Here is a 25,782-nt window from a genome sequence, read left to right as displayed (position 1 = left end):
ATTTTTGAACGTGTATATATAGAGACCCAATAAGCAAAAAAATAAACGCAGAGCTGCCGTATGCTCTGCGCTTATTTTAGCCGTAAAACTTATATATCGAACTAATACCCCTTAGTTGAAAGTTACTTCACGCCCATCCCCCAATGAACGTAATACTTTCTTATAATATATACGAAAAAAAGTGGATACTACTTTTGCAAGACAAGTTGCTTTTCTTGCTCCCCTGTAGTTTTCTCTATTTTCTGCTCTGCGTTTTCATGTATCGCTCGTTGTGTAGCACGCTTTAAACAAATATGTTTCCACTTTCGTTCGTAACGTCTCATTATTCTTGATGTCCTCCCCTGATTGCCATGAAACTTTAATTGAAATCGCTTACAGGAAATAATATAGCACATTTAGAAAGATGTGACAACACATTTTCGACACTTTTTTGTAAATATCATGCAAAATTAAATATCTCATACCTAATGATGCTTCCAACTCGTTCTGCCTGCCTTCTCGTTTGCGCTCATAAACGATATCTTACAAAGACATTTATCTATATAATATTTCAACATCTAATTCGCTGCTATGCAGAATACAATATAATTTGCACTCGCATGTGGCAGGTAAGGCCCTGATTGCTTCTATGACAGCCAGATACTCTCCTCCTCCCCTAGCATTTATGTCTTTTTTTACTTATATATAGAGAGAGAAATGTCACTAAGTAAGCCCCTCAATTATCCCATTCACGTACTATTACAGAAATGAAACAGGCCAAATTTGTTCTATGACACCTTCTTTTTTTGTAACAATTACATGATGATTTTCCTTAAAATCGGACTATAATTTGTGAAAGGTAGCACAAATTGATTATATTTTTATAACTATGCTGCTTGTGAATTAAGAAAATCCTCTGTTTACGCAACACTTCCATAATAACTTTGTAATATGGGTGAAATACGATTAACTACTTTGCAATATCTCATTTCCGTTCCTCAATCCGTAAATATGGAATAGAATCCTTTAAAACATAAGAAAAGAGCGTTTTCCTTATACTCCTTTTTATATTACAAAGTGTTAATGAACTGTTACGAATGGTTTGTAATTGTGTGTTTTCCCCTTTCCCCCAAAAATCTGTTGCTATAATGAGGTCACGAAAACAAAAGCATTGGAGGCTATTTCATGAAAAAGTTACTTGGTATAGCAACAGTAGCAGTTTTTGGTCTTGGGATTTTCACTTCTTCTGCACAAGCAGAAACAGTTGTTAAAACAGAGGTACTAAACGTACGAGAAAACCCAACTATTGAATCAAAAGTTGTAGGAAAAGTACTGGATGGTAATAAATTAGATGTTAAAAATACAGAAAACGGTTGGCTAAAAGTGAACCTAAATGGTAAAGAAGGATTCGTAAGCGCAGAATTTACGAAAAACATCTATTATGTAACAGCAAACGTATTAAACGTACGCGCTGATGCAAACACAAACTCAGAAATTCTGGGTACATTAAAGAAAGATGATGTGATCGAAACAACACATCAAGTTCAAAACGACTGGTTACAATTTGAATATAACGGAAAAACAGCTTATGTAAATGTTCCTTTCTTAACAGGTAATGCACCTGTCGTAACAGCACAGGAACAAGCACCTGCGCCGGCAAAAGCCGGGCCAGCTAAGGCTCAAGAAACGCAGACTGCTACAGAAACAAAAGCTGAAAAAGCTAATGGCCGTGAATTAACAGTTGTCGCAACTGCTTACACAGCTCATCCAAGCGAAAATGGCGGCACACATGGCGGTCGCGTATTATCTGCAATGGGGCATGACCTAACAGCAAACCCAAATATGAAAATGGTTGCTGTTGACCCGAAAGTCATTCCACTTGGTTCAAAAATTTGGGTAGAAGGATACGGTGAAGCAGTTGCTGGTGATACTGGCGGTGCAATTAAAGGAAATCGTATCGACGTCCTAGTAGGCTCTGACAGCGCTGCGAACAACTGGGGACGTAAAAGTGTAAAAGTGAAAATTATAGACTAATTACTATTGTTGCTAAAAAAAAAACGAGCCAGCTCTCATCAGTTGAGAGCTGGCTATTATTTTTCTTATAATAGAAGAAAGGAGGATTTCATATGGATATAAATGCAAGCGTTGACTGGATTGGTACACCAACTCCATATATATATAAAGATGCAGTTACATACGATGCAACTGCAATTGATTTTTCATTAGAGCATGACGATAATCGTTATAGACTCATTATCTTACAGCACGGCAGGGACGTAGAATACAAAATCATACAATACGGCGTCAAGCCTGGCAGCCAAAAGCCATTTCCAATTGATACTGGCTACCACTTCAAAAATAAAACGATTCCTTTAATCAAAATGATTTTGCAAGACCCTTACGTACAAAGCATATTACAGCAAAAGACTACCTCTTCCTAAAAGAGATAGTCTTTTTAGTTGAATGAAAGGGAAAAAATTAGGAGATAACTGCCCATAAGAGCCTAGTTCATTTAACTACTCCCCACTGAGGGAAGTTTCACCTTACCCCGCATTAACGGGCAGTAACCCCCACCTCAAGATTCAGAGAAAAGCGAAGAAGATAGGTGGGGGATAACTGCCCCTAAAAGCCCGATTGGTTCAACTAACCCTCAGTGGGAAATGAACAAAACCCCCACTGAGGGAAGTTTCACCTTATAATAGAAAAGAAGGAAATCTTTTGCGCGGAGGAACAGTATGCTGCAACATTCAATTACGAAAGATGAAATTATGGAAATTGCCAATGAGTTTTTGAAAGGACTCGATCCACAGCAAGCGGCTGACAAGGAACAAGTATCAAATGCACTTCAGCTCTATCGTAGTGGACTCGTGTATAACGTTGATTTCGATGGATATACATTATCAGGAACAGTCGAACATGACGGAGATATTTATAGCGTAAATATTCCGATTCGAAACGTGTCCGAAAGTTACTGTGATTGCTTTTCACCGACGCAATGTGAGCATATGCTCGCCGTATTACTATATGCAGCTTCAAGCTTTGGACAAGTAGGAGACATTCTAACTTTATTTAAGAAGAAAACGAAGCCGGCGCTCCCGCCCATTCGCACCGCGCGGCAAATGCTGCAAATGACCGATTTTAACGATACAAATTATGAAAGCTGGTTTCCGTACTTCGAATCTGAGTACGATGCATTTGTGAAAGAACACGCACGTCTTTCATACAAACAAATGTATTTTCTGATGAATATTTTCACGGAATTCTATATGAAAATTGAACGAAAAGCACCGCGCATTGTTACGGTTCACGAATTATTTAAACTAAGTGCAGCACTCTTTTGTTTTCAGAAGCTACTTAAAGAGATTGAAACATTTGAAGAGGACAAACTCTATTCTTATCATCAACCAATTAATATTGTACGACTCTTTGTTAATAAAATAGAAAACATTGTACAAGATTTGAAAGCTGAACCATTTCAAGATGTACTTCAACCATTTCTACAGCACATCGCCGAAATGCTACATACAATCTTCTTCTCTGCCCCTTCTTATACACAGGAGCGATTTTTTATTTATCGCCACCTATGGGGAGAGCTGTTTGTAGAACCCGACTGGATACAGGAAGAACAACAGCGGATTGAAACAAAAATGCAGCCCTTATCAAAAGCACTTGCATCCGCTCATCTTCTCTTTCTACAGCGAAAAGATAAAGAGGCAATGGATGTACTAAAAGCGCAGCCACCACAAATTGTTGGCCTGTACTTTGATTGGCTTGAAGATTTATTAAGTTCCATGCAGTGGGAGCGGGCAAAACAGTGGCTGTCCTTCACCTACAAGCGAGTGAAAGACACGATAACGACCGAGCACGATTCATACTTTGTGAAAGATGTTGTCCGCTTATTTATGGTGATGTATGAAACATATGCAACGCATACGAACGAACAAGCTGGCTATGAGATGATTCTTCAAGAATTATTACCATATAGCTTCACCAGCTATGAACAGTATGTACTCGCTAAAAAGCAATATCACACATGGACGGAGCTCCATTTACTGTATGGGTTTGAAACCATTGAATTGTTAAAAGAAGCATTAAAAGAAGTTGAAAAAGAAGCGCCAGAAGCTGCTCTCCCACTCTATCATTATGCTGCATTGCAAGCGATTGAAGAAAAGAATCGCAAATCGTACCGCAGAGCTGTTCGTTACTTAAAAAAACTAAGAACACTTTATAAAAAGCTCAAACGGATAGATGAATGGGAGTCTTTCATCATGATCATTGCATCCTCTCACTCACGACTGCGAGCATTACAAGAAGAACTGCGGAAAGGGAAGTTGATCCATGACAACACAAATTGATATTATCATTCGGCTCGAACGAATGAAACAAAACTGGTTTCTTTGGGCAGAAGATGAAACAGGGAACAGTTTGCCTTTAAGCAGCTGGAAACAACATGCGTTCACATGGCACTCCTCCTCTTTCTATGGAACACTTCTGCAAGAAGGAACTTATGAACAGCGGAGCGGCATCATTTTAAATGCTACTCAAGCATTTGAATATATCGCCAAAAAGCCGATAAATTCATTTACCAAGCTACAAACAAGTGCAACGATTAGCGAACTCGCGCCAATGGCAGAAAAAATGTGGGAAGCTTACAGGACAGGAGACTTTCTTCCAGATATAAAACAATGGCATCGATATCCTTCCTGGAAAATCGCTCATGAGGAAGCAATAGATGAGACGGTACAAGCACTGTTTTCAGAAGCAATTAATGAAACACTGCGCCATCATACTCGTTCTGGCGAAACATGGGAAGATGCACAGCGCCTATATGAGCATTATGACTTTACGAAAAGACAGCTCGAAACTGCCATTCATGAAAACGATTGGCTGCGTAAAATTGGCTATATCGAAGATGATCTTCCATTTGCAGTTGGACTCCGCCTCCAAGAACCGGAGAATAATTTTGAAACGTGGCAGCTCGAAACCATATTAACTCCAAAGCGCGGCACTCATCGAATATACGTATATAAAGATGCTGAATCACTGCCGAAAAGATGGTTGAAACACGAAGCACGTATTACGGAAACGCAAGAAGGTTTCGGCAAACTCGTACCTTGGTTAATGGAAGATGATCTATTTCGAAGTGAATTATACGAAACGGAAGCATGGCGCTTTTTAACAGAAGCCAGCAATGAATTGCTAGCAGCTGGGGTTGATATTTTACTGCCATCATGGTGGCAAAACTTGAAAGCAAATAAACCAAAGCTGCGCATCCAAGTGAAACATAATGCAAAAGCAGGACAGGCATTCTTTGGCATGAATACGCTCGTAGATTTTAACTGGCGTATTTCTACAAACGGCATCAATTTATCAGAGACGGAATTTCTCGCGCTCATTGAACAAAACAGACGCCTTATCCATATAAACGGACAATGGATGAGACTTGACCCTGCTTTTATCGAAGAAGTGAAGAAGCTGATGAAGAAAGCAGACAAATACGGACTTGAAATGAAAGACGTCGTGCAGCAGCGATTACTTCGCGGAGCAGAAACAGAAGTAATCGAAGAAGACAGTCCATTCGCAGATATGGAAATCGAACTCGATGATTATTATGACAAGCTGTTTGACAGATTGCTGCACATCGGAGAAATTCCATCTATACAAGTACCATCTTCCTTAGAAGCAACATTAAGGCCATACCAACAGCAAGGAGTCGAGTGGCTCCTCTATTTACGAGAGCTTGGATTTGGTGCGTTACTAGCCGATGATATGGGACTCGGAAAAAGTATCCAGACAATTACTTACTTACTATATATAAAAGAACACAAACTAAAAACAGGCCCAGCGCTTATTGTGGCGCCCACATCTGTTCTCGGTAACTGGCAAAAAGAGTTCAAGCGCTTTGCACCGAGCTTACGAGTGAAGCTTCATTACGGCGGTAACCGGGCAAAAGGAGAAGGTTTGTCCACTTTTATGCAAGATGCCGATGTAATTCTAACATCCTATGCACTCACGCAGCTTGATGAAGAAGAACTCAGCTCACAGCGCTGGGATGCGATTATTCTCGACGAGGCGCAGAATATTAAAAACCCGCACACGAAACAATCGCGTGCTGTTCGAAAATTACAAGCAAATCATAAAGTCGCTTTAACAGGAACACCGATGGAAAACCGTTTATCAGAATTATGGTCGATCTTTGACTTTCTGAATCACGGTTATCTTGGCAGTTTACCGCAGTTTCAGCGCCGCTTCGTAACGCCGATTGAAAAGGATCGCGACGAAACAAAGATTCAGCAAGTGCAGCGTTTAATCGCACCGTTCTTACTGCGCCGCACGAAGCAAGATAAATTGGTTGCCTTGAACTTACCAGATAAACAAGAGCAAAAAGCATACTGTCCGTTAACGGCAGAACAAGCATCGCTCTATGAACAACTTGTTCAAGATACGTTAAAGAATGTGGAAGGGTTAACAGGCATTGAGCGCCGCGGCTTTATTTTGCTCATGTTAAATAAACTAAAACAAATTTGTAACCATCCTGCTCTCTATTTAAAAGAAGATGCCCCAACAAACTTAACCAATCGTTCTATGAAAATAGAAACATTATTGGAGCTCGTTGAAAACATACGGGATCAGCATGAAAGCTGCCTCATTTTCACGCAGTATATTCGAATGGGAAATATGTTGCAAACATTGCTAGAAGAACACTTTGGAGAGCGCGTCATCTTCTTAAACGGCAGTGTACCAAAGAAAGAGCGCGATAAAATGATCGAACAGTTCCAAAGCGGACAACATGGCATTTTCCTGCTCTCTTTAAAAGCGGGCGGAACAGGATTGAACTTAACCGCAGCCAACCATGTTATTCATTACGATCGCTGGTGGAATCCTGCCGTTGAAAGCCAAGCAACAGACCGCGCTTATCGTATCGGTCAAAAACGCTTTGTCCATGTGCATAAACTCATTACAACAGGAACACTTGAGGAAAAAATTGATGAAATGCTCGAGCGAAAACAATCGCTCAATAATGCAATTATTACAAGCGAAAACTGGATTACAGAACTATCAACAAACGAGCTGAAGGAACTTTTAGGAGTATAAGCAACTTTATCTTATATCGTCAAAAAGTCTATATAAAAAAGGAGCTATTTCAGCTCCTTTTTCTTTTCCAAACGAAATTGCTTATGAAAATACCTGTGATACCACCGCACGTATCTAATACAGAATCTTGCCACATCGGTGTACGGTCACCTGTGAAGGCTTGATGCATCTCATCTATGCCCGCATACATAGCGACAAGAAGCAGCGCCAACCAGAAGGCTTTCTTTCGCTTAAAGCCGCACTTTAATAACGCGAAATATGACAATGCACCAAGAATACCGAACACAATAAAATGAGCACCTTTACGAATAAAAAATTCGAGAAATCCATCGACCCCTTTGTTCACAATGCTAACAGGAGTACCCCCGCCATAATCAATCGATACCCATGAAAAATGCTCTTTCACAAATTCCACATTCACATATTTTGTGATATCTGGACGTATATCTTGCTCTTGATATGTTTGAGAAGATGAATAAAAAATGATCCCCATCCATATTAAAACGGGAATCCAAAATAACCATTTACGCTTCATGTTTGAAACTCCTTATTTTATTTCTTTTAAGCGTATCAAAAAAAAGAAAAAAATTCACGCCAAAAATCTGACCTTACCACCTATATATATAACGAAAAGGGGGTGAAAAACATGGCGATTCAAACAATTGTATCCGATATGAGCTTACGTCTAGTCCTAAACGGTGGCACAGACAAAAACGGCAAAGCGATCATGAAAAACAAACAATTTAAAAATGTTAAACCAGATGCAGACTTAAACAAAGTACACGAAGTTGCAACTGCAATTGCTTCATTACAACAACAAAAGCTCGATTCCGTTCAGCTTGTCAGCACAACCGACGTATCTAACCTATAACAAAAGGAGGGAATAACAAATGGAAGTACTAGAGCTAGTTTTCTTAAAAGAAGACGGTAAAACAACCACTTTTTCAATCGAAAATCCTGTTACACCAGTAAACGAACAAACCGTAAACAGCGTCATGGATACCATTATATCCGCTGGCATTTTCCTATCACTTGGGCAGCATGCTCGCAAAAAAGGCGCACGCATTGTCGAAAAGAGTATTTCTGAAGTGAAAATTAACATATAAGCAAAAAAGAAAGAGGGGTAACCAATCCGGTTACTTCTCTTTCTTTTTTGGCATTTCAACTGGTATAAAGATATGTGAAATACCGACTGAAACATATTTATAATTTTCTTTTCCTATCTTAAACTCCGTTGTATATGTCGAGAAAAAAATATAGTCATTCCGCTTCGTATAATGATCAATTAATAAACCAACTTGCGGCTCTACATAATTCTTCGCTAATTTCTTTCCAATAGTAGCTAACTCACCAAGAAGTCCTTCTTTATCTTCTTGCTCAACCTCCGTCAATTTCTTATGAATATCATTCCGTGTCATAAACTGCTTTGCTGCCCAGTCTGTATATTCCCCTTTACCCGGGTTACTGTTTGCTAAATATACGAAAAGTACTACAGTCAGAGCGAGAAGCACATATTTCCATTTCATATTTCCTCACCGCCTATCCTTTCTATTTTCATATATATGGAATCCCATTGCAAATTAGACAACCTAAATAGCTACAAATTTCTAATGGAGAATCCCTCCCGCAAATACCGGGAGAAAAAAGTAAATAAATACATTTTTTAACATTAATTTACAAATTCTTTAAATTATTTTTATATTTTATTTTTATAATAGAAAGTGTAATTCATTACAATATGAGGAGGCTTTTTCATTGGCTGATTTAGTTGATTGGTATGAAATTTCCGCGCAAACGATGGCACTTGAGGCATACGCTCATCCTGTTTATCAAACAAAAATTTGGGAAACGCAAAGAATCATCTTTTCAGCGAAAACACCGCTACAACTCATTCGTGAAAGTTGCATTATGCGAAACTACTCAACTTATGAAGGAAAACGATTAGCCATTCAAGAATGTTGTCGTTTTAAACAAAACGTCCCAATCCCTATTGATCACAAAAACCTCATGTGCGCCATTCCTACAAAGTCACCTTCATCTTGGACATGCTCCTGGATATTTTATGCTTACATCGAAAGACTTGAACGTCACGATTCACGCCATACAAACATACATTTTCGTAATGGCAAAAATCAAATTTTCCCTATTAGTCCCAATCAAATGAAGAATCAATGGATGAAAGCCGGTCATATTTTAGCAAAACTCATTCTTCTAGATAAAATGAATCTATCAATAGATCGTTCTTTTCCTCTTCGTTAAGCGAACGCTACATACAGATAGAAAAAGGGTACCTACTCAGTCACTCCATGAAAAAAAGGAAAAAAAGCATTTTTTTCATGGAGTGACTGGCTATGTATAGGAGCGGTCAGTGTCTTTTCCTGCCACGCGCAAAGTTTGGAAACAAATAAAGATAGCAAGGTGCATTGCTATTTTTATCTTCATGGCAGCAATTTATATGCTGGAAAATGAAATGTATGACTGAATAGTTACGAAAAAAGAGGCTATCGCCTCCTTTTTCTATCACTTTTCCATTGCATACGCCCGCATTTTTTTCAGTGCTTGCCTATATATCCAGCGCGCTTGATGATACGTCATACCTAATTCAGTTGCAATCTCATGTATTTTCTTCCCGCCGTAGAAATGCTCAAATAAGACAAACTGCTCATTCTCCTCTAGCATACTCATATACTCAAACGTCTCTCTCTGCTCCTCTTCTCTACCAATATTTCCTAAAATGTGCTGCTCCGTACAAACCTCCTGTTCTTGAACACGACACTCCTTCTTTAATCGTTCTAACAAATACCCACGAACCGTCACAAGCGCATATGTCGGAAAGCTTCCCTTCTCCTCATCATATTTCTCATACGCCCGCCAAAGTGCAATAAGCCCACATTGATAATACTCTTCATAATCTCGATAAATAAGAAGCTTCTTCATTTGATTTTTAATCATCTTCTCATACAGCGCTACTGTTTCCGTAAAGGTAACTGGCTTCACGTTTAACCCATTTCTAAAAGGTATACCTCTTCGTTATTCCGCGGTACCTTTACCTTATAAAAAAACAGTGCCCCTTTCACCGCACTGCATTTCATGATAGACTAGCAAAATTTCAAATTTACCTATGTAGCATTTGAAATTTTACTGGCCTTATATGAAATTCCATAGCAATTTTGTCTTTAGCGCCATTATGCAACATAAAAAAAGGTTGTCGGGAAATCCCGACAACCCTCTCATCATTTTACTTAAGCACCAAAACCTTTGAAAGTACTAAAAACAAGAGAAATAACAAAGAAAATTACAATAAGAATCGTTGCTTGTTTCTTGCTTAAGCCTGCTGCAATGTGTAGTCCTAACCATGTCACATACATGCCCCAAATTGTAAAGATTTCAATTGAGTTTCCAATTTCAAATGCGGTTGTCCCTTTTTCAAATAAAGATCCTAAGCTTGTATAGCGTGCGGTTCCATCGCTGCCTAGTCCAATTGCTAATACAGCATTCACTAATAAACCGATGTATGTAATGATACTTGAATATACTGTAATAGATAATAATTTCTTGTATGATGTATCATTACCCATAAACATCATAATGATTTTATAGAATGCAGCAGAAATGAAGAACATAATCATTGTTATAATGAGACCCGTAACAAATCCCCCACCCATTATAAAGTACTTAGCAGTTCCAGTAGAATCTTCTTTAAGTGCTTTTACTAATTCAGGGCTGTTTAACGATGCATAGCTAACCGCCATGAATGCAATACCACCAAATAAAACTAATAAGAAAAACGCACCCCACACCGGTGCATTCGTTCTCATTCTCTCAAACTGCAAACCAGGCGATGTAATCATTCCAAATAATGATGGCTTCTCTCCACTTACCTTTTGCGTGTTTACGTTCGCTTCCATATGTAAAACCTCCTTTATTTTTATACCCGTTCTAACGGGTGGTGAATCCCCACTTTTTCAAACAGAGATTCACCACCCATAAGAACTGGGTGTTATCCCGCTATTTGTGGGCAGTAGAACAGAGAAGAAAACTGCCCGTAAAAGTCCACCCACTGAGGGAAGTTTCACTTTATTCATAGCGCAGCGCTTCGATTGGATCTAATTTTGCTGCTTTGTTTGCCGGAATCAATCCGAAAATAATGCCGAGCGTCATAGAGAATAAGACGCCGCCAACGACAACTTCCCATGAAACAAGAGGTGGCCATTTCGCAAATGTAGAAACGATATAAGCGCCTCCGTATCCAAGACCAATTCCAATCAAACCGCCAAGAAGTGTTAACATCACAGCCTCGATTAAGAATTGAAGCAAGATTTTCCCGCGCGTTGCACCGAGCGCTTTCCGAACACCAATTTCACGTGTACGTTCCGTAACAGATACGAGCATAATATTCATAACGCCGATGCCACCAACGACAAGGGAAATACCTGCAATACCGCCGATGATCATTGTCATAATATTCGTCACCTTCGAAATACTTTCTTTCATTTTCTCAATATCGAAAACTTCATACTTTCCTGGAATATCATTTGATTTTCGGTCATTTAAAACGCCAGCAGCTTTTTTCCCTGCCGATTCCATTTGATTAACATTTTTTACTTGTACTGCAATATTTTGAATTTCATTTTTTCCATATAGTGTTGGCCAAAGCGAAATCGGAATTAATATTTCCGACGGGCCCATGCCCATAAAGCTATTATCTGATTTATACACCCCGATAATTTGCAATGGCTGACCTTTTACCTCGATAATTTTTCCAACAGGATTTTCTTTCGGATAAAAAGTATCCTTTGCTTTCGTACTAATCATCACAACGTTATTGCCCTGCTCAACATCTGATTCATGTAAAGAACGGCCTTCGGTCAATTTAATTTTATTCACCGCAAAATATTCACTATCAAGTCCAATAATATTCGTCATGTCTTTTTTATCATTAATATTGAGTGCTTCCATACCCGAATTCGTCGTAACAACATGACTAATTTCTGGCAATTCTTTCAGCGCGATAATATCTTCATCTTTTAATTCTGGACGTTGCCCCATCCCCATCGAATATGGATCGTCAATATCCTCTTGAAACTGAAGCTGAATCACATTATTACCTGTACCTGCAAATTGAGATTTCAGCATCGCTTCCCCGCCTTGCCCAATCGCAACGACAGTAATAATGGAACCAACACCGATAATAATCCCAAGCATCGTCAATGCGGAGCGCAGCTTATGAGCTAGAATAGAAGAAAGAGCGATTTTAATACTATCTAGTAAGCTCATACAGCACACCTTCTATCTTCTGTAATTTTCCCATCTCTAAGCACAATGCGGCGAGACGAATACGCTGCTACTTCCTCTTCATGCGTAACCATTACAATTGTTGTACCTTCTTTGTTTAGCTGAGTGAAAATATTCATAACTTGTTCACCTGATTTTGTATCAAGCGCACCTGTTGGTTCATCGGCCATAATAAATGTTGGATCATTGGCAATCGAACGTGCAATGGCCACACGTTGCTTTTGTCCACCTGATAATTCATTTGGCAAGTGATGCACGCGATCTGCGAGTCCTACCTTCCCTAATGCCTCTAATGCTCGCTCACGGCGCTCCGCCTTCTTTATACCGCCATAAATAAGCGGAAGCTCTACATTCTCCACCGCCGAAAGACGCGGCAGTAAATTAAAATGCTGGAACACAAAGCCGATATATTCATTTCGAATGAGCGCCAATCTTGACTCATCTGCTGTTAAAATATTCACATCATCCAACATATATTCACCCTCTGTTGGACGATCGAGACAACCAATAATATTCATAAGCGTTGATTTCCCCGATCCAGATGGCCCCATAATCGAAACAAATTCACCGTTATCAATCTTTAAACTAATACCGTGTAAAATTGGTACAGCTAAACTTCCTTGATAATACGTTTTATGAATATTGTTTAAGGTAATCATTTTTTCTTCACTTCCATTCCGTCATGCACTTTATCGGAAGGATTTTCAACCACCTTTTGTCCTACTGTTACGCCTTCAACTACTTCGGTCCAATCTCCATCACTTGAGCCTTTCTTCACAATTTGCTTGCGAAGTTTCCCTTTCTCCTCTACATACACAAATGAATCATCTTTTTCTGTTACAATACTTTTACTAGGAACAGCAACCATTTTCTTATTCTCTAAATTTACTTGAATAGACACATGGTATCCTGGTGATAATCCATCTTGGGAATCTAATGATGCTTTATATGTATAATAAGACATATTTGCGCCTGCTTCCCCGCCTGCTGAAGCTTGTGTATTTACTTCCGCACTTGTCGGATATTCACTTACCTCTGTAATTTTCCCAGCCCATTTCTTCTTCGGCGCTGCCTTTGCTGTCACTGTAACCGTTTGATCTTTTTGAATTTGTGATTTTTGAAGTTCAGTTAATGTACCTTGAATTTGAAATGCATCTTTAGAGGCGATTTGTAAAAATGCTTTCCCTTGACCAGCCATCGCTGACGTAGAACCTTGCGAAGCATCTTTATCAAGCTTTTGCACAACACCGGCAAAATTACTGTAAACCGTAAGCTCATCTCGTTTTTTCTTTAATTCTTCGATATGAAGATTCCCTTTTTCTTTTTCAAGGTCCGATGTTTTTTGTTGCATTTCTAATTCATTTAATTGCGATTCTAACTGATCGATCATCTCTTTCGCCGCTCCGCTATCCTTCGCTTTCTTAATATCTTGTTTCAATGAATCTATTTTTTTCTTCCCTTGATCAAAGCGCATAGAAGCCACCTTTTGTTCGATTTCTGCTTGCTTCACTTGTAAATTAACTTCTTCATTATCATAAGAGAACAGCTTGTCCCCTTTATTCACTTCTTGACCTTCTTTTACAGCAATATCTTTCACTTTTCCTTTAGTCGCATCCGCATAGAAACTCTCAATATTCCCTGGTTTCACTTGACCAGAAACGAGCTTTGTATTATTGAGCTGACGTTCTGTTACTTCCGTAAACTTCACATCTTCTGTGCTGCCTGTTTTCTTACTCTGCATAATAAAAATATTTACAGCAGCAACGATAATAATAAGCGCAATAACTCCTATGATAATCCACTTTTTCTTCTTATTCGGAGTACGAACGGTATCTGGTAACATTGTCTCTCTCCCTTTGTTTAAGTTGTCATTACACTTAAATTATACAAACTTTTCCAAAATATCTCAACAAACATAAGACATTTATTACATTTGTATGTCATAGTTTGGCACAACTACTATAAATTGTATCAAACTATGTCGTGTTTTGAAATTCATCACTTGTGAATATGCATATATGCATATCTTCCTTAAACAAACGTTTGATTAAAAAAAAGAGAACCTACCAATTGATAGATTCTCCTCTCCAAAATCATTAAGCCAGCTTCTTCTGAGACTCTTTTCTCTCATGACCAAATTGAACCATGAATAAGAATACAGTAGATAAAATACCGCCGGCTAATAATAGAATGAAGCAGCCGTCCCAACCAGAGCGCTCAACAATAATACCAATCACTGCGCTTGCAACAAAGCTTCCGCCTAAATAACCGAACAAGCCGCACATACCAACTGTTGTACCTACTGCGAATTTTGGTACTAATTCCATTGCACTTAAACCAATTAAAAATTGTGGTACGTAAATTAAGCAACCAATAATGGAAACTGCAGCACTCACAACAAATATATTCGATGCTTGCCAATATACTAGCGTTCCAATAACAACACCAACCATACTAATGACACATAGTGGCATACGTTTTCCTTTAAATAACTTATCACTTAACACACCTACGATTAATGAACTTGGAATTGCCATTACTTCAAAAATGGAGAACGCTGCATGCGCTTCTGTTTTTGTAAATCCTTTAACCGTTGTTAAATAAATTGGTACCCAGTTAATAATGCCGAAACGAATTAAATATACAAATGCGTTCGCAATACATAAATACCAAATAAATTTGTTTTTCACTACATATTTCAACAAAATTTCTTTTGGTGACATTTTGCCCGCATTGTCTGCCTTCTCAAGGTCTTCATAATCATTGCGATATTCATCAATTGGCGGAAGACCGACAGATTCTGGTGTATCCTTCGCATTGATCCACATAAGAACTGAAATGACCATTGCAATGATCGCCGGGAAGATAAACACAGCGGATTGCCAATGACTTTCACCGAAAATACCAATTCCAATTCCAACAAGCGGTGCTACAAGCGTCGCACCAACATTATGTGAAATATTCCAAAGTCCTGTTTTTGTACCACGCTCTTTCTTCGAGAACCACTTCGTCATTACGGTACTACAAGGAGGAGCTCCCATTCCTTGGAAAATATAATTGAACACTAATAATGTTAAAATCATGCCAAATGAAGATGCAAAACCAAGACCAATATTTATAATTGCCGATATGAATAAACCGACCGCAATAAAGCGCTGCGCATATGCTTTATCTGATAAATTCCCCATAAAGAACTTACTTAGTCCATACACAATCGCTGTAACGGAACCTAATAAACCATATTCCGTTGTAGTAAAACCATATTCTTTTATTAAGTACGTACTAGATAATGTAAAATTACTACGAACTAAATAATACGCTGCATACCCAACCGAGATTCCCAGTAACACACGAATACGTAGTAGTGTGTATAATTTATCAATCATATTCGCTGGCAAACGTTCGATTGCTGGTGCAGGCTTAAGCCATTTAAACATATTATCTCTTCTCCTTTTTTCACTTTTGAGAGAGACGTTGTCTATTCCATAACTCGATGATTCCACTATCTGATACTGATTGATTCGTTCTTCCAACTGGCTGACCTTGCACTTCTTGTTGACGCTTTGCAAGCATCGTTGGTACGCCAAACGAAACCTTTTCTAAAATATACCCCGCTTCTTCCGATAAACAATAATCAATAAATAAATCCGCTATAATACCATCCGGTGCATGTTGTATTTTAGAAATCGCATTAACAGATAACCCTGTTTGCTTCGGTACCTTACTTACAATTGGGAAGCCTTGCTTTTGCAGCATACGCTGATCTCCGATGAAATTAATGCCGACAATCGATTCGCCGCTTGCAACATATTCCGCAGGCATATAACCATTAACCGTTACTTTTGCAACTTGTTTGGCAAGCCCTACCGCAAATTTGTTTGCTTCTTCTTCTCCAAACGTATCTATTAATGATTGAAACAACGTATACGCTGTTCCTGATACATTCGGATCAGGTATGACGATTTTCCCCGCATAAGCAGGATGTAATAAATCTTTCCATTCTGTGGGATACGAAATTCCAAGCGGTTCTATTTCCTGCTTCCATCGCTCCTTATTAATAGCGATCGCCAGCTGCTCTACTTCATAACCATACCAATAGCCCTCTTTATCTTTTACGGCTTTTGAAATGTTATTAGCATGCTGACTTGTTACAGGAATCGAAATGGCCTTTCGCTTCATCATTTGATGAGCATCTAATGTGCCCCCAATAATCACATCTGCTTTTGGGTTATCAGCTTCCGCTTCTACTCTTCTTAACATTTCCTCTGTAGAAAGACGAATAAATTCATACGTACATCCGCGCGCCCTGCAAAAAGACGATAACAATGCCTCGCCTACTTCTTCACGCGCTGCAACATAAGCAACGAGATGACGGTCCTTTAAAATCGGAAGACCGCTCTTATCATATTTAATAGTGGTAGTATCTCGAGAGCAACTAGACATCGTTCCTCCAATTACTAGCAAAAAGAAGAAAAAGGCTATCTTTTTCATGAAACATTCTCCTTTACAAATAATGCTGCTAGGGAGCCTTTCATATACATAACATTTCCATTATTATCGCCGAGATATTGGACAATAAAGTAATCTCTATATACAGAAATCGTAAGAATATCCTCGCGTCTATTCTCTATTTGTTTTCCATTTTGATAGGCGGTTATATAAGCGATTGGATTTTTCTGCGCATACAGCAGCTTTTGAATTTCTGCATAATCCGTAATTTGTTTCGCTTGCCGGATTCGCGCAAGTATGGGATCCAAATCGGCAGCACGTACATCATCACCTTGCCGCACAACCACTTCCTTTGCATTCGCAAAGAAATCACCAATTCTCTCAGGCGTATAATATAAACTTAATAAATACGTTTGAAACGCGGAAATCATTGGATCTGTACCATTCTTTCCATACACATCTGTCTCATACTGAAACAAATCACCTACTGCGAACGTACGCTTATGCCCGTTCAAGTACGTTATTTCTCCAGTAAATACTTTCTCTCCGGCATCTGCATGATTCTTTTCCATTCGAATACGATCAAAAAATGAGATAATCGCATGCAGACGAACTTCGTCTGTCACAACTACTTCTCCCCACTTTTCATGCTTTACTCTTACTTCAGTAGGAACAGATTCATTTGCTCCTTTTAAAACTGCTTGCTTGTCATTTACAATTGTGACACGGTTGTACAACTGCTCTTCAATGAAATAAAACAACAGGACAAAACACATCATACAGCAGACAAACAAGAGCGCTTGAAATGATAGCCTTTTCATTTCTGCCTACCTCCAAGATAAAAAAACGTTGTTTCGAAAATACCGCATAAATGTTTCATAAATGTATCATTTAATCGCTTTCAAATGTTTTATATCTTCCATATATCCTGGTAACAGAAATGTGATATATACCATCGTCCCCATATCATTGCTTTCAATCCGCATACTTCCTCCTTGCTTACTCATAATCTCCTTGCAAATCAATAAACCATATCCGTTCCCGTAACTAGAAGATAACACTTTCCTATGAGGAGAACGATTCCATTCCGCAAGCACCTCTTCATCCATTCCAATACCATCATCATAAATAAGCACCTTTGCTTCCTGTTCATTTCTAACCGTACTCACTCTTAATTGCGAAGCATCACTATATTTAATCGTATTATCAAATACATTTAAGAAAATCTGCTTTGTCTTATCAAAATCAGCCACAACATATGTAGAATATAACTCATTCACAACCTCGATCTCATACTGCTGTAAGCGTGGCTTTACAATCGAAATGGCCTCATCCACAATTTGCTTTATATCCACAATCGTCGGTGAAACTTCAAACGTACTCGTTCCATACTTCGAAGATTGCAATAACTCCTCCACCAGCGACAATAAACGCTGACTCTCTACCGAAATATAATGAAGACTTTCCTTCACATCGCGCTCCTGCTGCAGCTTTGGAATTAAATCGACATAACCAATAATGGCAGTGAGCGGTGTTTTCAACTCATGCGTAATCCGGTCCAAGAAATCCTTCTGCTTCTCCTTCTCTTCCTTTAATTGCGTTACATGTAACTCAATTGCATCAGCCATCGCATTAAAAGAAGCCGACAACTGCGCAATTTCCACATACTCTGTTAACTCAATTTTGCTTTTATAATCACCATTGGCAAGACGTTTTGCCATTTGTCTCAATTGATCAATCGGCTTATGAAGCGACTTCGCCAAACGAATCGCAAAGAAAATGCCCCCGGCCACTAAACAAATCGATGTCACGACAAATGTCCAGCTCACACTCATCAATACGTCCTTCTCATCACGCAGTTCATCTACAAACCGAATTGCCCCGATCACTTCATCTCCGTAATAAACGGGACTTGAAAACAATAAAAGCGGAGCTGGATCACCATTTTCCACAACATAGGCCTTCTTCCCTTGCAACGAACGCTCAATATCGACATTCCGGTACAGAAGTGCTCCTTTTTGCGTATCCGCCACAACTTCTCCGTTCTTCCCAATCATCTGAACACGAACATCCATCCGCTTTGCTAAATAAGAAGCAATCAATAACGAATTGGGCCCAAGCGTCTCCACTTCCGCTTCCTTCTCCAAATAATTCATCGTATATATTTGTGCTTCCACACTTAACTTCTCGAGTGAACTTGCCGCATTTCGATACATACTCTTTTCAAGCGAAATATAAATCACCATATAAAGAAGAAACAAAATGGGAATCAATAACCCTACTATACCAAGTACCATATTTCGTTTTAATGACATCCAATCACCTTTAACAATCTAACTTATAGCCAACGCCATAAATTGTTTTAATACTCTCTCCGCTACTCCCAAGCTTCTTCCGCAGACGCTGCACCATAATATCAACCGCTCTCGTATTGCCAATATACTCAAAACCCCATACTTTCTCTAACAACTCATCTCTCATAAAAACACGCTGAGGATTCATCACAAACAACTGGCACAAATTAAACTCGCGGTACGTCAAATGAATTTCTACTCCATTCACATGCAGCTTTCGTTCCTTTGGACAAATCACAAACTCGCTGGCCTGAATCACTTCGTGATGAATCGTTTCCTTCTTCTGTACACGCCGTGTCATATTTTTCACACGCAAAAGTAGCTCTGCATAATGAAAAGGCTTCGTCACATAATCATCAGCACCAAGCTGTAAACCGAGCAACTTATCATTCATCTGACTCTTCGCCGTTAACATTAACACCGGAATATCGCGATCCTTCTCCCGAAACAGCCGAAGAAGTTCATAACCATCTATATCAGGAAGCATCACATCTAAAATCAATACATCAGGCTTCTCTTCCCATCTTTGTAGCGCCTCATTTCCATTCGCAGCCGTAAGTACTTCATATCCTTCCATCTCTAACTGCATCCGAATTAAATTACAAATGCTAGCTTCATCATCGACTACAAGTATTTTCATAGGGTACCTCCTTTCGAAGCTATATAAAAACCTCCTTTTCTTTTTAAGGAGGGCAAGAGCATCTGACCATGCATAGCAACAATTTATTTATGATTTATATAGTATAACAAACAGCAAAAATAAAAATAGAGGAAATTATCGACTATATATTGACGACAATTCCCTCTATTATATTCCCTAATTATTCTGTGAAACTATCATTATTTTGCAACAAAATAATTCGTCACATACTGTGCCCAAAGCTCATGACCTTTCGCACTTGGGAAACCAAACTCATCTTGTAAATATGGTAAGATACCCTTCGTCGTTGGATCTGGCCATACTTCCCAATGATTAATATATATATAACCGTTTTGCTCAGCAAACTGTTTCAAAGCAGCAATCGCTTTCGGGTAATTCTTTGCATTATACACTGGGTTTGGCGGTTGAATCATAATCACAGCATCCTTCGCACCTGCCTGCAACGATTGTACAAACTTTTGCGTATTTGCTACAGAACTACCGTTACCCATTTTACTATTATCTGTAACAAACGGCGGTTCAAATAAAATCACATCTGGCTTTGTATCTGCAATTTCTTTATCGCGCTTATGTGCAATTAAATCATCTGTACTTTCATCCTTAAACTCTTTCACAGTAACATTCCAAAGTGATTCCCCATAAGCCTGCTTTAAATTAGCAGTCACCTTCGCTGGCCAAGCATTAGCCGCTGAAGCTTGATCGCCAACAATCACAAGATTCACAGCCTTCTTATCAGCTGCTGCTTTCTTCAATTTTCCCTTTACCGCATCAGGTAAATTCTTTGCATAAGCTTCATTAAAGGACACTTTTGTTTCCGGCTTTTTTTCTTCTGTCTTTGCACTTTGCTTTTGTGTACTTACTTCTTCCACCTTAGCCTCTTGCTTCGTTTCCCCCGCTTGCTGCGTTGCATTGGCAACTTTCTTATTCCAATACAACTTACCGCTTACAACAGAAGCAACAAACAACACAAAAACAAAAAGCACAAGTAATGCTTTTTTATTCATTCGTTCACCTCATCTGTTTATCTCATACTACATATATATTAGTATAAAAGCATGTAAAAATAAACCCAACTACTGTAAGAGTAATTGGGTTTATGAAAGATTATTTCTTAGGCAGCTCAAGATGTTCTCTTAATTTATTAGATAAATCTTTACGAGTCTGGTCTGTTACAAAGTAGTACCAAATACCATCCTCAGCTTTATGACCATCACCAGGAATTTGAACTTCTTCACTGTTTTTCGTACAATCCTTATAATTTTTTTGAATATCAAACATTTGCTCTTGCGTTAAGCTTGTCTTTACATTCTTTTGAATTGCTTGTAATACATCACCATAGTTTGCAAGTGAAGAAACATTTGCTCCTTTTTTAATTACAGCTTGAATCATTTGGCGTTGACGCATTTGACGTCCGAAATCGCCGCGAGGATCTTCATAACGCATACGAGTATATAAGAGAGCCTTATCACCATTTAAATGTAAATTTCCCTTTGCATAATGAACCCCATCAATCGTAAAGTCCAAATCATTATAAACATCTACACCGCCAACCGCGTCTACAATATCCTTAAATCCAGCCATGTTCACTTCGATATAATGGTCAACAGGAACATCAAGGAAGTTTTCCACTGTTTTCACAGCCATGTCAATTCCGCCAAATGCATAAGCATGATTAATTTTATCTTTCTTACCTTTCCCGATAATTTCTGTATAAGAATCACGTGGAATGCTTGTAATTTTCATCGACTTTGTCTTTGGATTTAAAGTAAATAACATTAAAGAATCCGAGCGACCAGTCTCATCTTTTCGTTGATCACTACCCATTAATAAAATCGAAATCGGTTTTTGATCTGCGACATCTACTTTTTGTTCTCGCTTCTCTGATTTTTCACGATCTAACGGTTTATGAACTGCTTCTAACGTATTTGATACATTAGAATAAATATGATACGCATAAGCTCCTCCAGCAATTGCGAGAAGACCTATAATGCCTAGAATCCAAAATAAAATTTTCTTTTTCATCTTTTATGCCTTCATTCCCTTCAACTAATAGATTATTAACAACATTTATCATAACATAAAAAATTTACAATTAATTTGAATTTTTAAACTACAGATAATATAATCTATCAGCTTTCCCAGTAATATCCCTTATTGTACGCCGAACAGGTTTTATTATTCCAAAAGAGTTTCCTTCCTTGCTGAATCTTCAATGTTTATATCTATTACATATAAAAAATGCCATGCTTTCCCACATTTATTACAAATTTAAAATATAAGAAAACAAAGTAGAAAAACATGTCCATTATATAGTAGAATTATTTCATATGCATTCAACAATTTTATTTATATATATCTAGATAACTAGAACACAGTGGAGGCTCTTATGAAAAAAAGAAAGAAAATATGGAAAATTATTGGTATCAGTTTTCTGGCAATACTCATCCTTGCTGTTGGTGGAGGCGTGTATGCCTACAAACAACTGCAGCCTGAGAACCATTTCAAAAATGTTCCTGTAGTCAATGCCAATTCTAATTCTAATAAAAAAGCAGATCCAAGTCAGAACACAAAGGTACAAAATGGTGTCTTTAATGTTTTATTAATCGGTTCAGATGAGCGAAAAGGCGACAAAATCGGTCACTCCGATTCTATGATGATTGTCCATATGGATCTGAATAAAAAAGAATATCACGCAATGAGTATTCCTCGTGATACACGTGTACACCTTGACGGCTACGGTTATACAAAGTTGACAAGCGTACAATACATCAAACAAGCGACTGAGGGCCAACAAAAAGGTGTTGAAGCTGCAATACAGGCCATTACCGAACTAACTGGTGTAAACATTAACTACTACGTAGAAACAAACTACCAAGGCTTACAAGGCATGGTCGATGCAATTGGTGGTATCGAAATGAATGTACCGTTCGATGTAAAACTTACACATCCTTGGTACCCTGAAAATAAAAATAAAGTGATCAATGCCGGTACACATTCAGTAGATGGCAAAATGGTAACAGAGCTTGTGCATGAACGCTATTCTCTTAAAAACGGCGAATATGATCGTCAAAGATTACAAGAGGAAGCATTAGTAGGGATTGCAAAGAAAACACTGCAACCTTCAAACGCGACGAAATTGCCAGCATTTGTTAAACAAATTCCAAACTTCTTAATCACAACCAATATGACAACAACAGACATGTTAAGCTTAGGAATGGCTGTAAAAGACTTTGATCCAGCAAAACAATTGCAATATCATCAGATTGGCGGCGAATGGAAGACTATGTATGATGATATTTTAAAGAATAATAACGATGAGTTGATAATGGATAAGGAACAATTGAAGCAAGTTGTTTCACAATACTTTATGAACTAACGAATTAAAAATAATACAAAAAATGTGTGGAGAATGCTTTCTCCACACATTTTTATATAGTCTGAACAATAAAAAATTATTATGATGAACGTATAATAATTTCTCTAGAAAAGTTAACAACACATATCTTATATTCTACGTGTGAGATACAATTGCAATTACATTTCCCTTTATAACAAAGTTCCCCATGTTAGCAGGTAAAATAAAATGATCCCCTTTTTTAATAACAAAATTACCATCTACCGTTGTCACTATCGCTTCACCCTCTACAATGCTCACTAATTGAAAATCTTTATTCTGTTGAAATGAAGCTTCTTGTTGAATCTCCCACTTGTAAACAGAAAAATACTCTTCTTGTACATACGTAGTAATGATAGCACCGTTCTCTTCATTAACTTGTACTGTTATATCATAATCAATATGAGGAACGGACGAAACTTCTACCGCTTTTTCAAGGTGAAGTTCGCGTTTATTTCCTATTTGATCAACACGATTATAATCGTACACACGATATGTTGTGTCCGAACTTTGTTGTGTTTCTAACACTAATGTCCCTTCACAAAGTGCATGAATTGTTCCACTTGGTACATAGAAAAAATCACCTGGTTTAATTGGTATACGACGTAACAATTGCTCCCAAGCACCATTCGCAATCATTTCTTTAAATTCTTCTTTTGTTTGAGCATAATGGCCATATACCATTTCTGCTCCTTCCTTACAATCGATAATATACCAACACTCTGTTTTCCCGAGTTCACCATGTTCATTTTTACAAGCATATTTATCATTAGGGTGCACTTGAACAGATAGGTCTTTATTTGCATCTAAAATTTTAGTTAGCAAAGGAAACTTTTTTCTATTATAATGACCAAATAATTCACGGAATTGATTCCACAACTGTTCAACGGTCATTCCTTTATATAAACCACTCTTTACCACACTATGCCCATTCGGATGAGCAGAAATCCCCCAGCACTCACCGATTAAATTAGAAGCTAACTTGTAACCAAACCCTTTTAAAGATTCGCCTCCCCAGATTCGCTCCTGTAATACCGGTTCTAAAAATAACGGCTGTTTATACAAATTACGTTCACCTCTAAAACAAAAAACAGTGCTATAAGAAATAGCACTGTTTTTAATATTCCTCTGTACTTACTTTATTGTATAACAAAATTGTTCAATCTCTTCCCATTGCATATAAACTCGAACAATATCTTCTTCAATCAATTCACTGCCTGATTGTACTTCAATAAATTCTAAATCTGTTACGGCTTTAATAGCATGTTTTTCACTAGGTTTAATTTCTAATACATCACCTGGGCGAACAACTTTAAATTTATCATTTAACACAAACACGCCTTCACCTTTTACAACTGTCCATACTTCACTACGATTATTATGATATTGATAGCTTAAATTTTTTCCAGCTGTAATGCCGATGCGTTTTGTTAGTACTTCATTTCCATCTTCATATTTTGTATAATCCAATACACGGTACCAGCCCCAACGACGTTCTTCATACATTGGACGTTGCTCCCAATCTCCCACTAACTCTTTCACTCGTGGACTTGCTTCCTTATCAGAAACTAGAATACCATCTGGACTTGCTGCTACAATAATATTGGAAAGACCTAACACGGAGACAGGAATATCTAATTCATTAATAATATGATTACTCTCACATTCATCACTCATATTTCCTTTTCCAATCATATTTGTTCCCATTTCTTCAGTAAGCGTATTCCAAGTCCCAAGATCTTTCCAAGATCCATTATAAGGAAGAGCAATAATATCTTTTGTTTTCTCAACAACTTCATAATCAAAACTTATTTTAGGTAAATCACTATATTGTTTTGATAATTGATCATATTGAACGGGAAATCCTTTTTGATCTAATAACGATATAATTTTATCTAATTTAAATGCAAAAACACCACAATTCCAAAGTGCTTTCAATTCAATGAGTTTACTTGCCTCTTCTTGTTTTGGTTTTTCTTTAAAATGACTTACTTGAATATAGTTCGAATGACTTTCCGCTACATTAGGAACGATATAGCCATACTTTTCAGAAGGATACGTAGGAGTAACTCCCATTAAAGCCAAATCAGCATCTGAAGATTGTAATGCTTTCTCTAAATCCAATAGTCTCTCAAAGAAGTTATCCTCTACGTATGGATCTACAGGTAATACTCCGATAATTTCATTCGTATCTACGTTTTGTTTTGAGTATAAATAAGAAGCTGCTAAAGCAATAGCAGGAAACGTATCTCGACGTTCTGGTTCAATAATAATCGGTACATTTTGTCCTAATTGACTATTAATCATATCTACTTGAGATTTACTTGTTGCAATAACAGTATTTTTCTCCAATCCAAGTGCTGTTAATTGGCCCCAAACTCTCTGAACCATAGATTGTAGCTCATTATTATCCGCTTTAAGAACTTTTAAAAATTGTTTTGAACGTGAATCATTAGATAACGGCCATAGGCGTTTTCCTGATCCACCTGATAATAATATTAATTTCATAAATATCTCTACCCCTTTTCATAAGAATTAAAAGAGTGAAGGATATA

25 protein-coding genes are annotated in these 25,782 nt (G+C 37.9%); 8 read left to right on the top strand and 17 right to left on the bottom strand.

The window, feature by feature from the left end:
- Nucleotides 1-188: 188 nt before the first annotated feature.
- Nucleotides 189-323, bottom strand: coding sequence for a hypothetical protein (locus AB1280_RS19240; RefSeq protein WP_429756686.1), 135 nt, complete (start codon nt 321-323; stop codon nt 189-191).
- A gap of 841 nt (nt 324-1,164) precedes the next feature.
- On the opposite strand from AB1280_RS19240, the gene AB1280_RS19235 reads away from it, so the two are divergent.
- The 4 genes from AB1280_RS19235 (at nt 1,165) to AB1280_RS19220 (ending at nt 7,074) form a co-directional block, all read left to right on the top strand.
- Nucleotides 1,165-2,013 carry an SH3 domain-containing protein gene (locus tag AB1280_RS19235; RefSeq protein ID WP_429756685.1) on the top strand — a complete coding sequence of 283 codons (849 nt, stop codon included), beginning with the start codon at nt 1,165-1,167 and terminating at the stop codon, nt 2,011-2,013.
- A 92-nt stretch (nt 2,014-2,105) separates the two neighbouring features.
- Nucleotides 2,106-2,420 (top strand): DUF3910 family protein, encoded by a 315-nt coding sequence (locus AB1280_RS19230; RefSeq protein ID WP_272189804.1) that lies wholly within the window; start codon nt 2,106-2,108, stop codon nt 2,418-2,420.
- 294 nt (nt 2,421-2,714) lie between these two features.
- Entirely contained in the window at nt 2,715-4,334 is a 1,620-nt protein-coding gene (locus AB1280_RS19225; RefSeq protein ID WP_429756684.1) for an SWIM zinc finger family protein, read from the top strand.
- Nucleotides 4,318-7,074 carry a DEAD/DEAH box helicase gene (locus tag AB1280_RS19220; protein ID WP_429756683.1) on the top strand — a complete coding sequence of 919 codons (2,757 nt, stop codon included), beginning with the start codon at nt 4,318-4,320 and terminating at the stop codon, nt 7,072-7,074. Before AB1280_RS19225 ends, AB1280_RS19220 begins: the two co-directional genes overlap by 17 nt.
- Nucleotides 7,075-7,123: 49 nt before the next feature.
- On the opposite strand, the gene AB1280_RS19215 is transcribed toward AB1280_RS19220, so the two are convergent.
- A complete protein-coding gene (locus AB1280_RS19215) occupies nt 7,124-7,609 on the bottom strand; it encodes a VanZ family protein (RefSeq protein WP_429756682.1) in 486 nt (161 codons plus the stop codon).
- A gap of 111 nt (nt 7,610-7,720) precedes the next feature.
- Between AB1280_RS19215 and AB1280_RS19210 the strand changes: the two genes are divergently transcribed.
- Nucleotides 7,721-7,945 carry a DUF1659 domain-containing protein gene (locus AB1280_RS19210; RefSeq protein ID WP_272189809.1) on the top strand — a complete coding sequence of 75 codons (225 nt, stop codon included), beginning with the start codon at nt 7,721-7,723 and terminating at the stop codon, nt 7,943-7,945.
- 19 nt (nt 7,946-7,964) lie between these two features.
- Nucleotides 7,965-8,180: a DUF2922 domain-containing protein gene (locus tag AB1280_RS19205; protein ID WP_272189810.1), complete on the top strand. Its 216-nt coding sequence runs from the start codon at nt 7,965-7,967 to the stop codon at nt 8,178-8,180.
- A 30-nt stretch (nt 8,181-8,210) separates the two neighbouring features.
- On the opposite strand, the gene AB1280_RS19200 is transcribed toward AB1280_RS19205, so the two are convergent.
- Nucleotides 8,211-8,600, bottom strand: a complete 390-nt coding sequence (locus AB1280_RS19200; RefSeq protein WP_272189811.1) for a DUF4359 domain-containing protein — start codon at nt 8,598-8,600, stop codon at nt 8,211-8,213.
- Nucleotides 8,601-8,829: 229 nt separating this feature from the next.
- On the opposite strand from AB1280_RS19200, the gene AB1280_RS19195 reads away from it, so the two are divergent.
- Nucleotides 8,830-9,333 carry a competence protein ComK gene (locus AB1280_RS19195; RefSeq protein WP_429756681.1) on the top strand — a complete coding sequence of 168 codons (504 nt, stop codon included), beginning with the start codon at nt 8,830-8,832 and terminating at the stop codon, nt 9,331-9,333.
- 261 nt (nt 9,334-9,594) lie between these two features.
- On the opposite strand, the gene AB1280_RS19190 is transcribed toward AB1280_RS19195, so the two are convergent.
- From AB1280_RS19190 to AB1280_RS19135, 12 genes are all read right to left on the bottom strand, one after another.
- Nucleotides 9,595-10,071, bottom strand: a complete 477-nt coding sequence (locus tag AB1280_RS19190; RefSeq protein WP_429756680.1) for a sigma-70 family RNA polymerase sigma factor — start codon at nt 10,069-10,071, stop codon at nt 9,595-9,597.
- Nucleotides 10,072-10,316: 245 nt separating this feature from the next.
- Entirely contained in the window at nt 10,317-10,982 is a 666-nt protein-coding gene (locus AB1280_RS19185) for a Yip1 family protein (RefSeq protein WP_429756679.1), read from the bottom strand.
- Nucleotides 10,983-11,151: 169 nt separating this feature from the next.
- Nucleotides 11,152-12,351 carry an ABC transporter permease gene (locus AB1280_RS19180; RefSeq protein ID WP_429756678.1) on the bottom strand — a complete coding sequence of 400 codons (1,200 nt, stop codon included), beginning with the start codon at nt 12,349-12,351 and terminating at the stop codon, nt 11,152-11,154.
- Nucleotides 12,348-13,028: an ABC transporter ATP-binding protein gene (locus tag AB1280_RS19175; protein ID WP_272189816.1), complete on the bottom strand. Its 681-nt coding sequence runs from the start codon at nt 13,026-13,028 to the stop codon at nt 12,348-12,350. The genes AB1280_RS19180 and AB1280_RS19175 overlap by 4 nt, the downstream gene beginning before the upstream one ends.
- Complete coding sequence (locus tag AB1280_RS19170) at nt 13,025-14,212, bottom strand: efflux RND transporter periplasmic adaptor subunit (protein ID WP_429756677.1); 1,188 nt, start codon at nt 14,210-14,212, stop codon at nt 13,025-13,027. The genes AB1280_RS19175 and AB1280_RS19170 overlap by 4 nt, the downstream gene beginning before the upstream one ends.
- A 253-nt stretch (nt 14,213-14,465) precedes the next feature.
- On the bottom strand, nt 14,466-15,806 hold the full coding sequence (locus AB1280_RS19165; protein WP_429756676.1) for an MFS transporter: 1,341 nt from the start codon (nt 15,804-15,806) through the stop codon (nt 14,466-14,468).
- A gap of 19 nt (nt 15,807-15,825) precedes the next feature.
- The gene (locus AB1280_RS19160; RefSeq protein ID WP_429756675.1) at nt 15,826-16,860 is read right to left on the bottom strand and encodes an ABC transporter substrate-binding protein; all 1,035 of its coding nucleotides are present in this window, start codon (nt 16,858-16,860) and stop codon (nt 15,826-15,828) included.
- Nucleotides 16,857-17,639, bottom strand: coding sequence for a DUF3919 family protein (locus AB1280_RS19155; RefSeq protein WP_429756674.1), 783 nt, complete (start codon nt 17,637-17,639; stop codon nt 16,857-16,859). Before AB1280_RS19155 ends, AB1280_RS19160 begins: the two co-directional genes overlap by 4 nt.
- 66 nt (nt 17,640-17,705) lie before the next feature.
- Nucleotides 17,706-19,133, bottom strand: a complete 1,428-nt coding sequence (locus tag AB1280_RS19150; RefSeq protein WP_429756673.1) for a sensor histidine kinase — start codon at nt 19,131-19,133, stop codon at nt 17,706-17,708.
- A gap of 10 nt (nt 19,134-19,143) precedes the next feature.
- Nucleotides 19,144-19,812, bottom strand: coding sequence for a response regulator transcription factor (locus tag AB1280_RS19145; protein ID WP_272189823.1), 669 nt, complete (start codon nt 19,810-19,812; stop codon nt 19,144-19,146).
- 200 nt (nt 19,813-20,012) lie between these two features.
- Nucleotides 20,013-20,837, bottom strand: a complete 825-nt coding sequence (locus tag AB1280_RS19140; protein WP_429756672.1) for an SGNH/GDSL hydrolase family protein — start codon at nt 20,835-20,837, stop codon at nt 20,013-20,015.
- A gap of 100 nt (nt 20,838-20,937) precedes the next feature.
- Nucleotides 20,938-21,855 carry a LytR family transcriptional regulator gene (locus AB1280_RS19135; RefSeq protein ID WP_429756671.1) on the bottom strand — a complete coding sequence of 306 codons (918 nt, stop codon included), beginning with the start codon at nt 21,853-21,855 and terminating at the stop codon, nt 20,938-20,940.
- A gap of 364 nt (nt 21,856-22,219) precedes the next feature.
- Between AB1280_RS19135 and AB1280_RS19130 the strand changes: the two genes are divergently transcribed.
- Entirely contained in the window at nt 22,220-23,209 is a 990-nt protein-coding gene (locus AB1280_RS19130) for an LCP family protein (RefSeq protein WP_429756670.1), read from the top strand.
- A gap of 135 nt (nt 23,210-23,344) precedes the next feature.
- Here AB1280_RS19130 and manA read toward each other — a convergent pair whose 3' ends face one another.
- Both manA and AB1280_RS19120 read right to left on the bottom strand, forming a co-directional pair.
- Nucleotides 23,345-24,292: a mannose-6-phosphate isomerase, class I gene (manA, locus tag AB1280_RS19125; protein ID WP_429756669.1), complete on the bottom strand. Its 948-nt coding sequence runs from the start codon at nt 24,290-24,292 to the stop codon at nt 23,345-23,347.
- A 69-nt stretch (nt 24,293-24,361) separates the two neighbouring features.
- The gene (locus AB1280_RS19120) at nt 24,362-25,735 is read right to left on the bottom strand and encodes a sugar phosphate nucleotidyltransferase (RefSeq protein WP_429756668.1); all 1,374 of its coding nucleotides are present in this window, start codon (nt 25,733-25,735) and stop codon (nt 24,362-24,364) included.
- Between the last annotated feature and the right edge of the window lie 47 nt (nt 25,736-25,782).

Origin of the sequence: Bacillus sp. S10(2024), from assembly GCF_050473865.1 — a bacterium.
In the GTDB taxonomy this organism is placed as follows: domain Bacteria; phylum Bacillota; class Bacilli; order Bacillales; family Bacillaceae_G; genus Bacillus_A.
This window is presented reverse-complemented; position numbering and strand designations above follow the sequence as displayed.

Bases quoted from the DNA above. Each gene is read 5' to 3' on its own strand.
- AB1280_RS19200 (WP_272189811.1), bottom strand. From the start codon at position 8,600: ATGAAATGGAAATATGTGCTTCTCGCTCTGACTGTAGTACTTTTCGTA.
- AB1280_RS19120 (WP_429756668.1), bottom strand. From the start codon at position 25,735: ATGAAATTAATATTATTATCAGGTGGATCAGGAAAACGCCTATGGCCG.
- AB1280_RS19160 (WP_429756675.1), bottom strand. From the start codon at position 16,860: ATGAAAAAGATAGCCTTTTTCTTCTTTTTGCTAGTAATTGGAGGAACG.
- AB1280_RS19215 (WP_429756682.1), bottom strand. From the start codon at position 7,609: ATGAAGCGTAAATGGTTATTTTGGATTCCCGTTTTAATATGGATGGGG.
- AB1280_RS19230 (WP_272189804.1), top strand. From the start codon at position 2,106: ATGGATATAAATGCAAGCGTTGACTGGATTGGTACACCAACTCCATAT.
- AB1280_RS19130 (WP_429756670.1), top strand. From the start codon at position 22,220: ATGAAAAAAAGAAAGAAAATATGGAAAATTATTGGTATCAGTTTTCTG.
- AB1280_RS19185 (WP_429756679.1), bottom strand. From the start codon at position 10,982: ATGGAAGCGAACGTAAACACGCAAAAGGTAAGTGGAGAGAAGCCATCA.
- AB1280_RS19175 (WP_272189816.1), bottom strand. From the start codon at position 13,028: ATGATTACCTTAAACAATATTCATAAAACGTATTATCAAGGAAGTTTA.
- AB1280_RS19170 (WP_429756677.1), bottom strand. From the start codon at position 14,212: ATGTTACCAGATACCGTTCGTACTCCGAATAAGAAGAAAAAGTGGATT.
- AB1280_RS19145 (WP_272189823.1), bottom strand. From the start codon at position 19,812: ATGAAAATACTTGTAGTCGATGATGAAGCTAGCATTTGTAATTTAATT.
- AB1280_RS19180 (WP_429756678.1), bottom strand. From the start codon at position 12,351: ATGAGCTTACTAGATAGTATTAAAATCGCTCTTTCTTCTATTCTAGCT.
- AB1280_RS19140 (WP_429756672.1), bottom strand. From the start codon at position 20,837: ATGAATAAAAAAGCATTACTTGTGCTTTTTGTTTTTGTGTTGTTTGTT.
- AB1280_RS19165 (WP_429756676.1), bottom strand. From the start codon at position 15,806: ATGTTTAAATGGCTTAAGCCTGCACCAGCAATCGAACGTTTGCCAGCG.
- AB1280_RS19155 (WP_429756674.1), bottom strand. From the start codon at position 17,639: ATGAAAAGGCTATCATTTCAAGCGCTCTTGTTTGTCTGCTGTATGATG.
- AB1280_RS19220 (WP_429756683.1), top strand. From the start codon at position 4,318: ATGACAACACAAATTGATATTATCATTCGGCTCGAACGAATGAAACAA.
- AB1280_RS19205 (WP_272189810.1), top strand. From the start codon at position 7,965: ATGGAAGTACTAGAGCTAGTTTTCTTAAAAGAAGACGGTAAAACAACC.
- AB1280_RS19150 (WP_429756673.1), bottom strand. From the start codon at position 19,133: ATGTCATTAAAACGAAATATGGTACTTGGTATAGTAGGGTTATTGATT.
- AB1280_RS19240 (WP_429756686.1), bottom strand. From the start codon at position 323: ATGAGACGTTACGAACGAAAGTGGAAACATATTTGTTTAAAGCGTGCT.
- AB1280_RS19135 (WP_429756671.1), bottom strand. From the start codon at position 21,855: ATGAAAAAGAAAATTTTATTTTGGATTCTAGGCATTATAGGTCTTCTC.
- AB1280_RS19235 (WP_429756685.1), top strand. From the start codon at position 1,165: ATGAAAAAGTTACTTGGTATAGCAACAGTAGCAGTTTTTGGTCTTGGG.
- AB1280_RS19210 (WP_272189809.1), top strand. From the start codon at position 7,721: ATGGCGATTCAAACAATTGTATCCGATATGAGCTTACGTCTAGTCCTA.
- AB1280_RS19225 (WP_429756684.1), top strand. From the start codon at position 2,715: ATGCTGCAACATTCAATTACGAAAGATGAAATTATGGAAATTGCCAAT.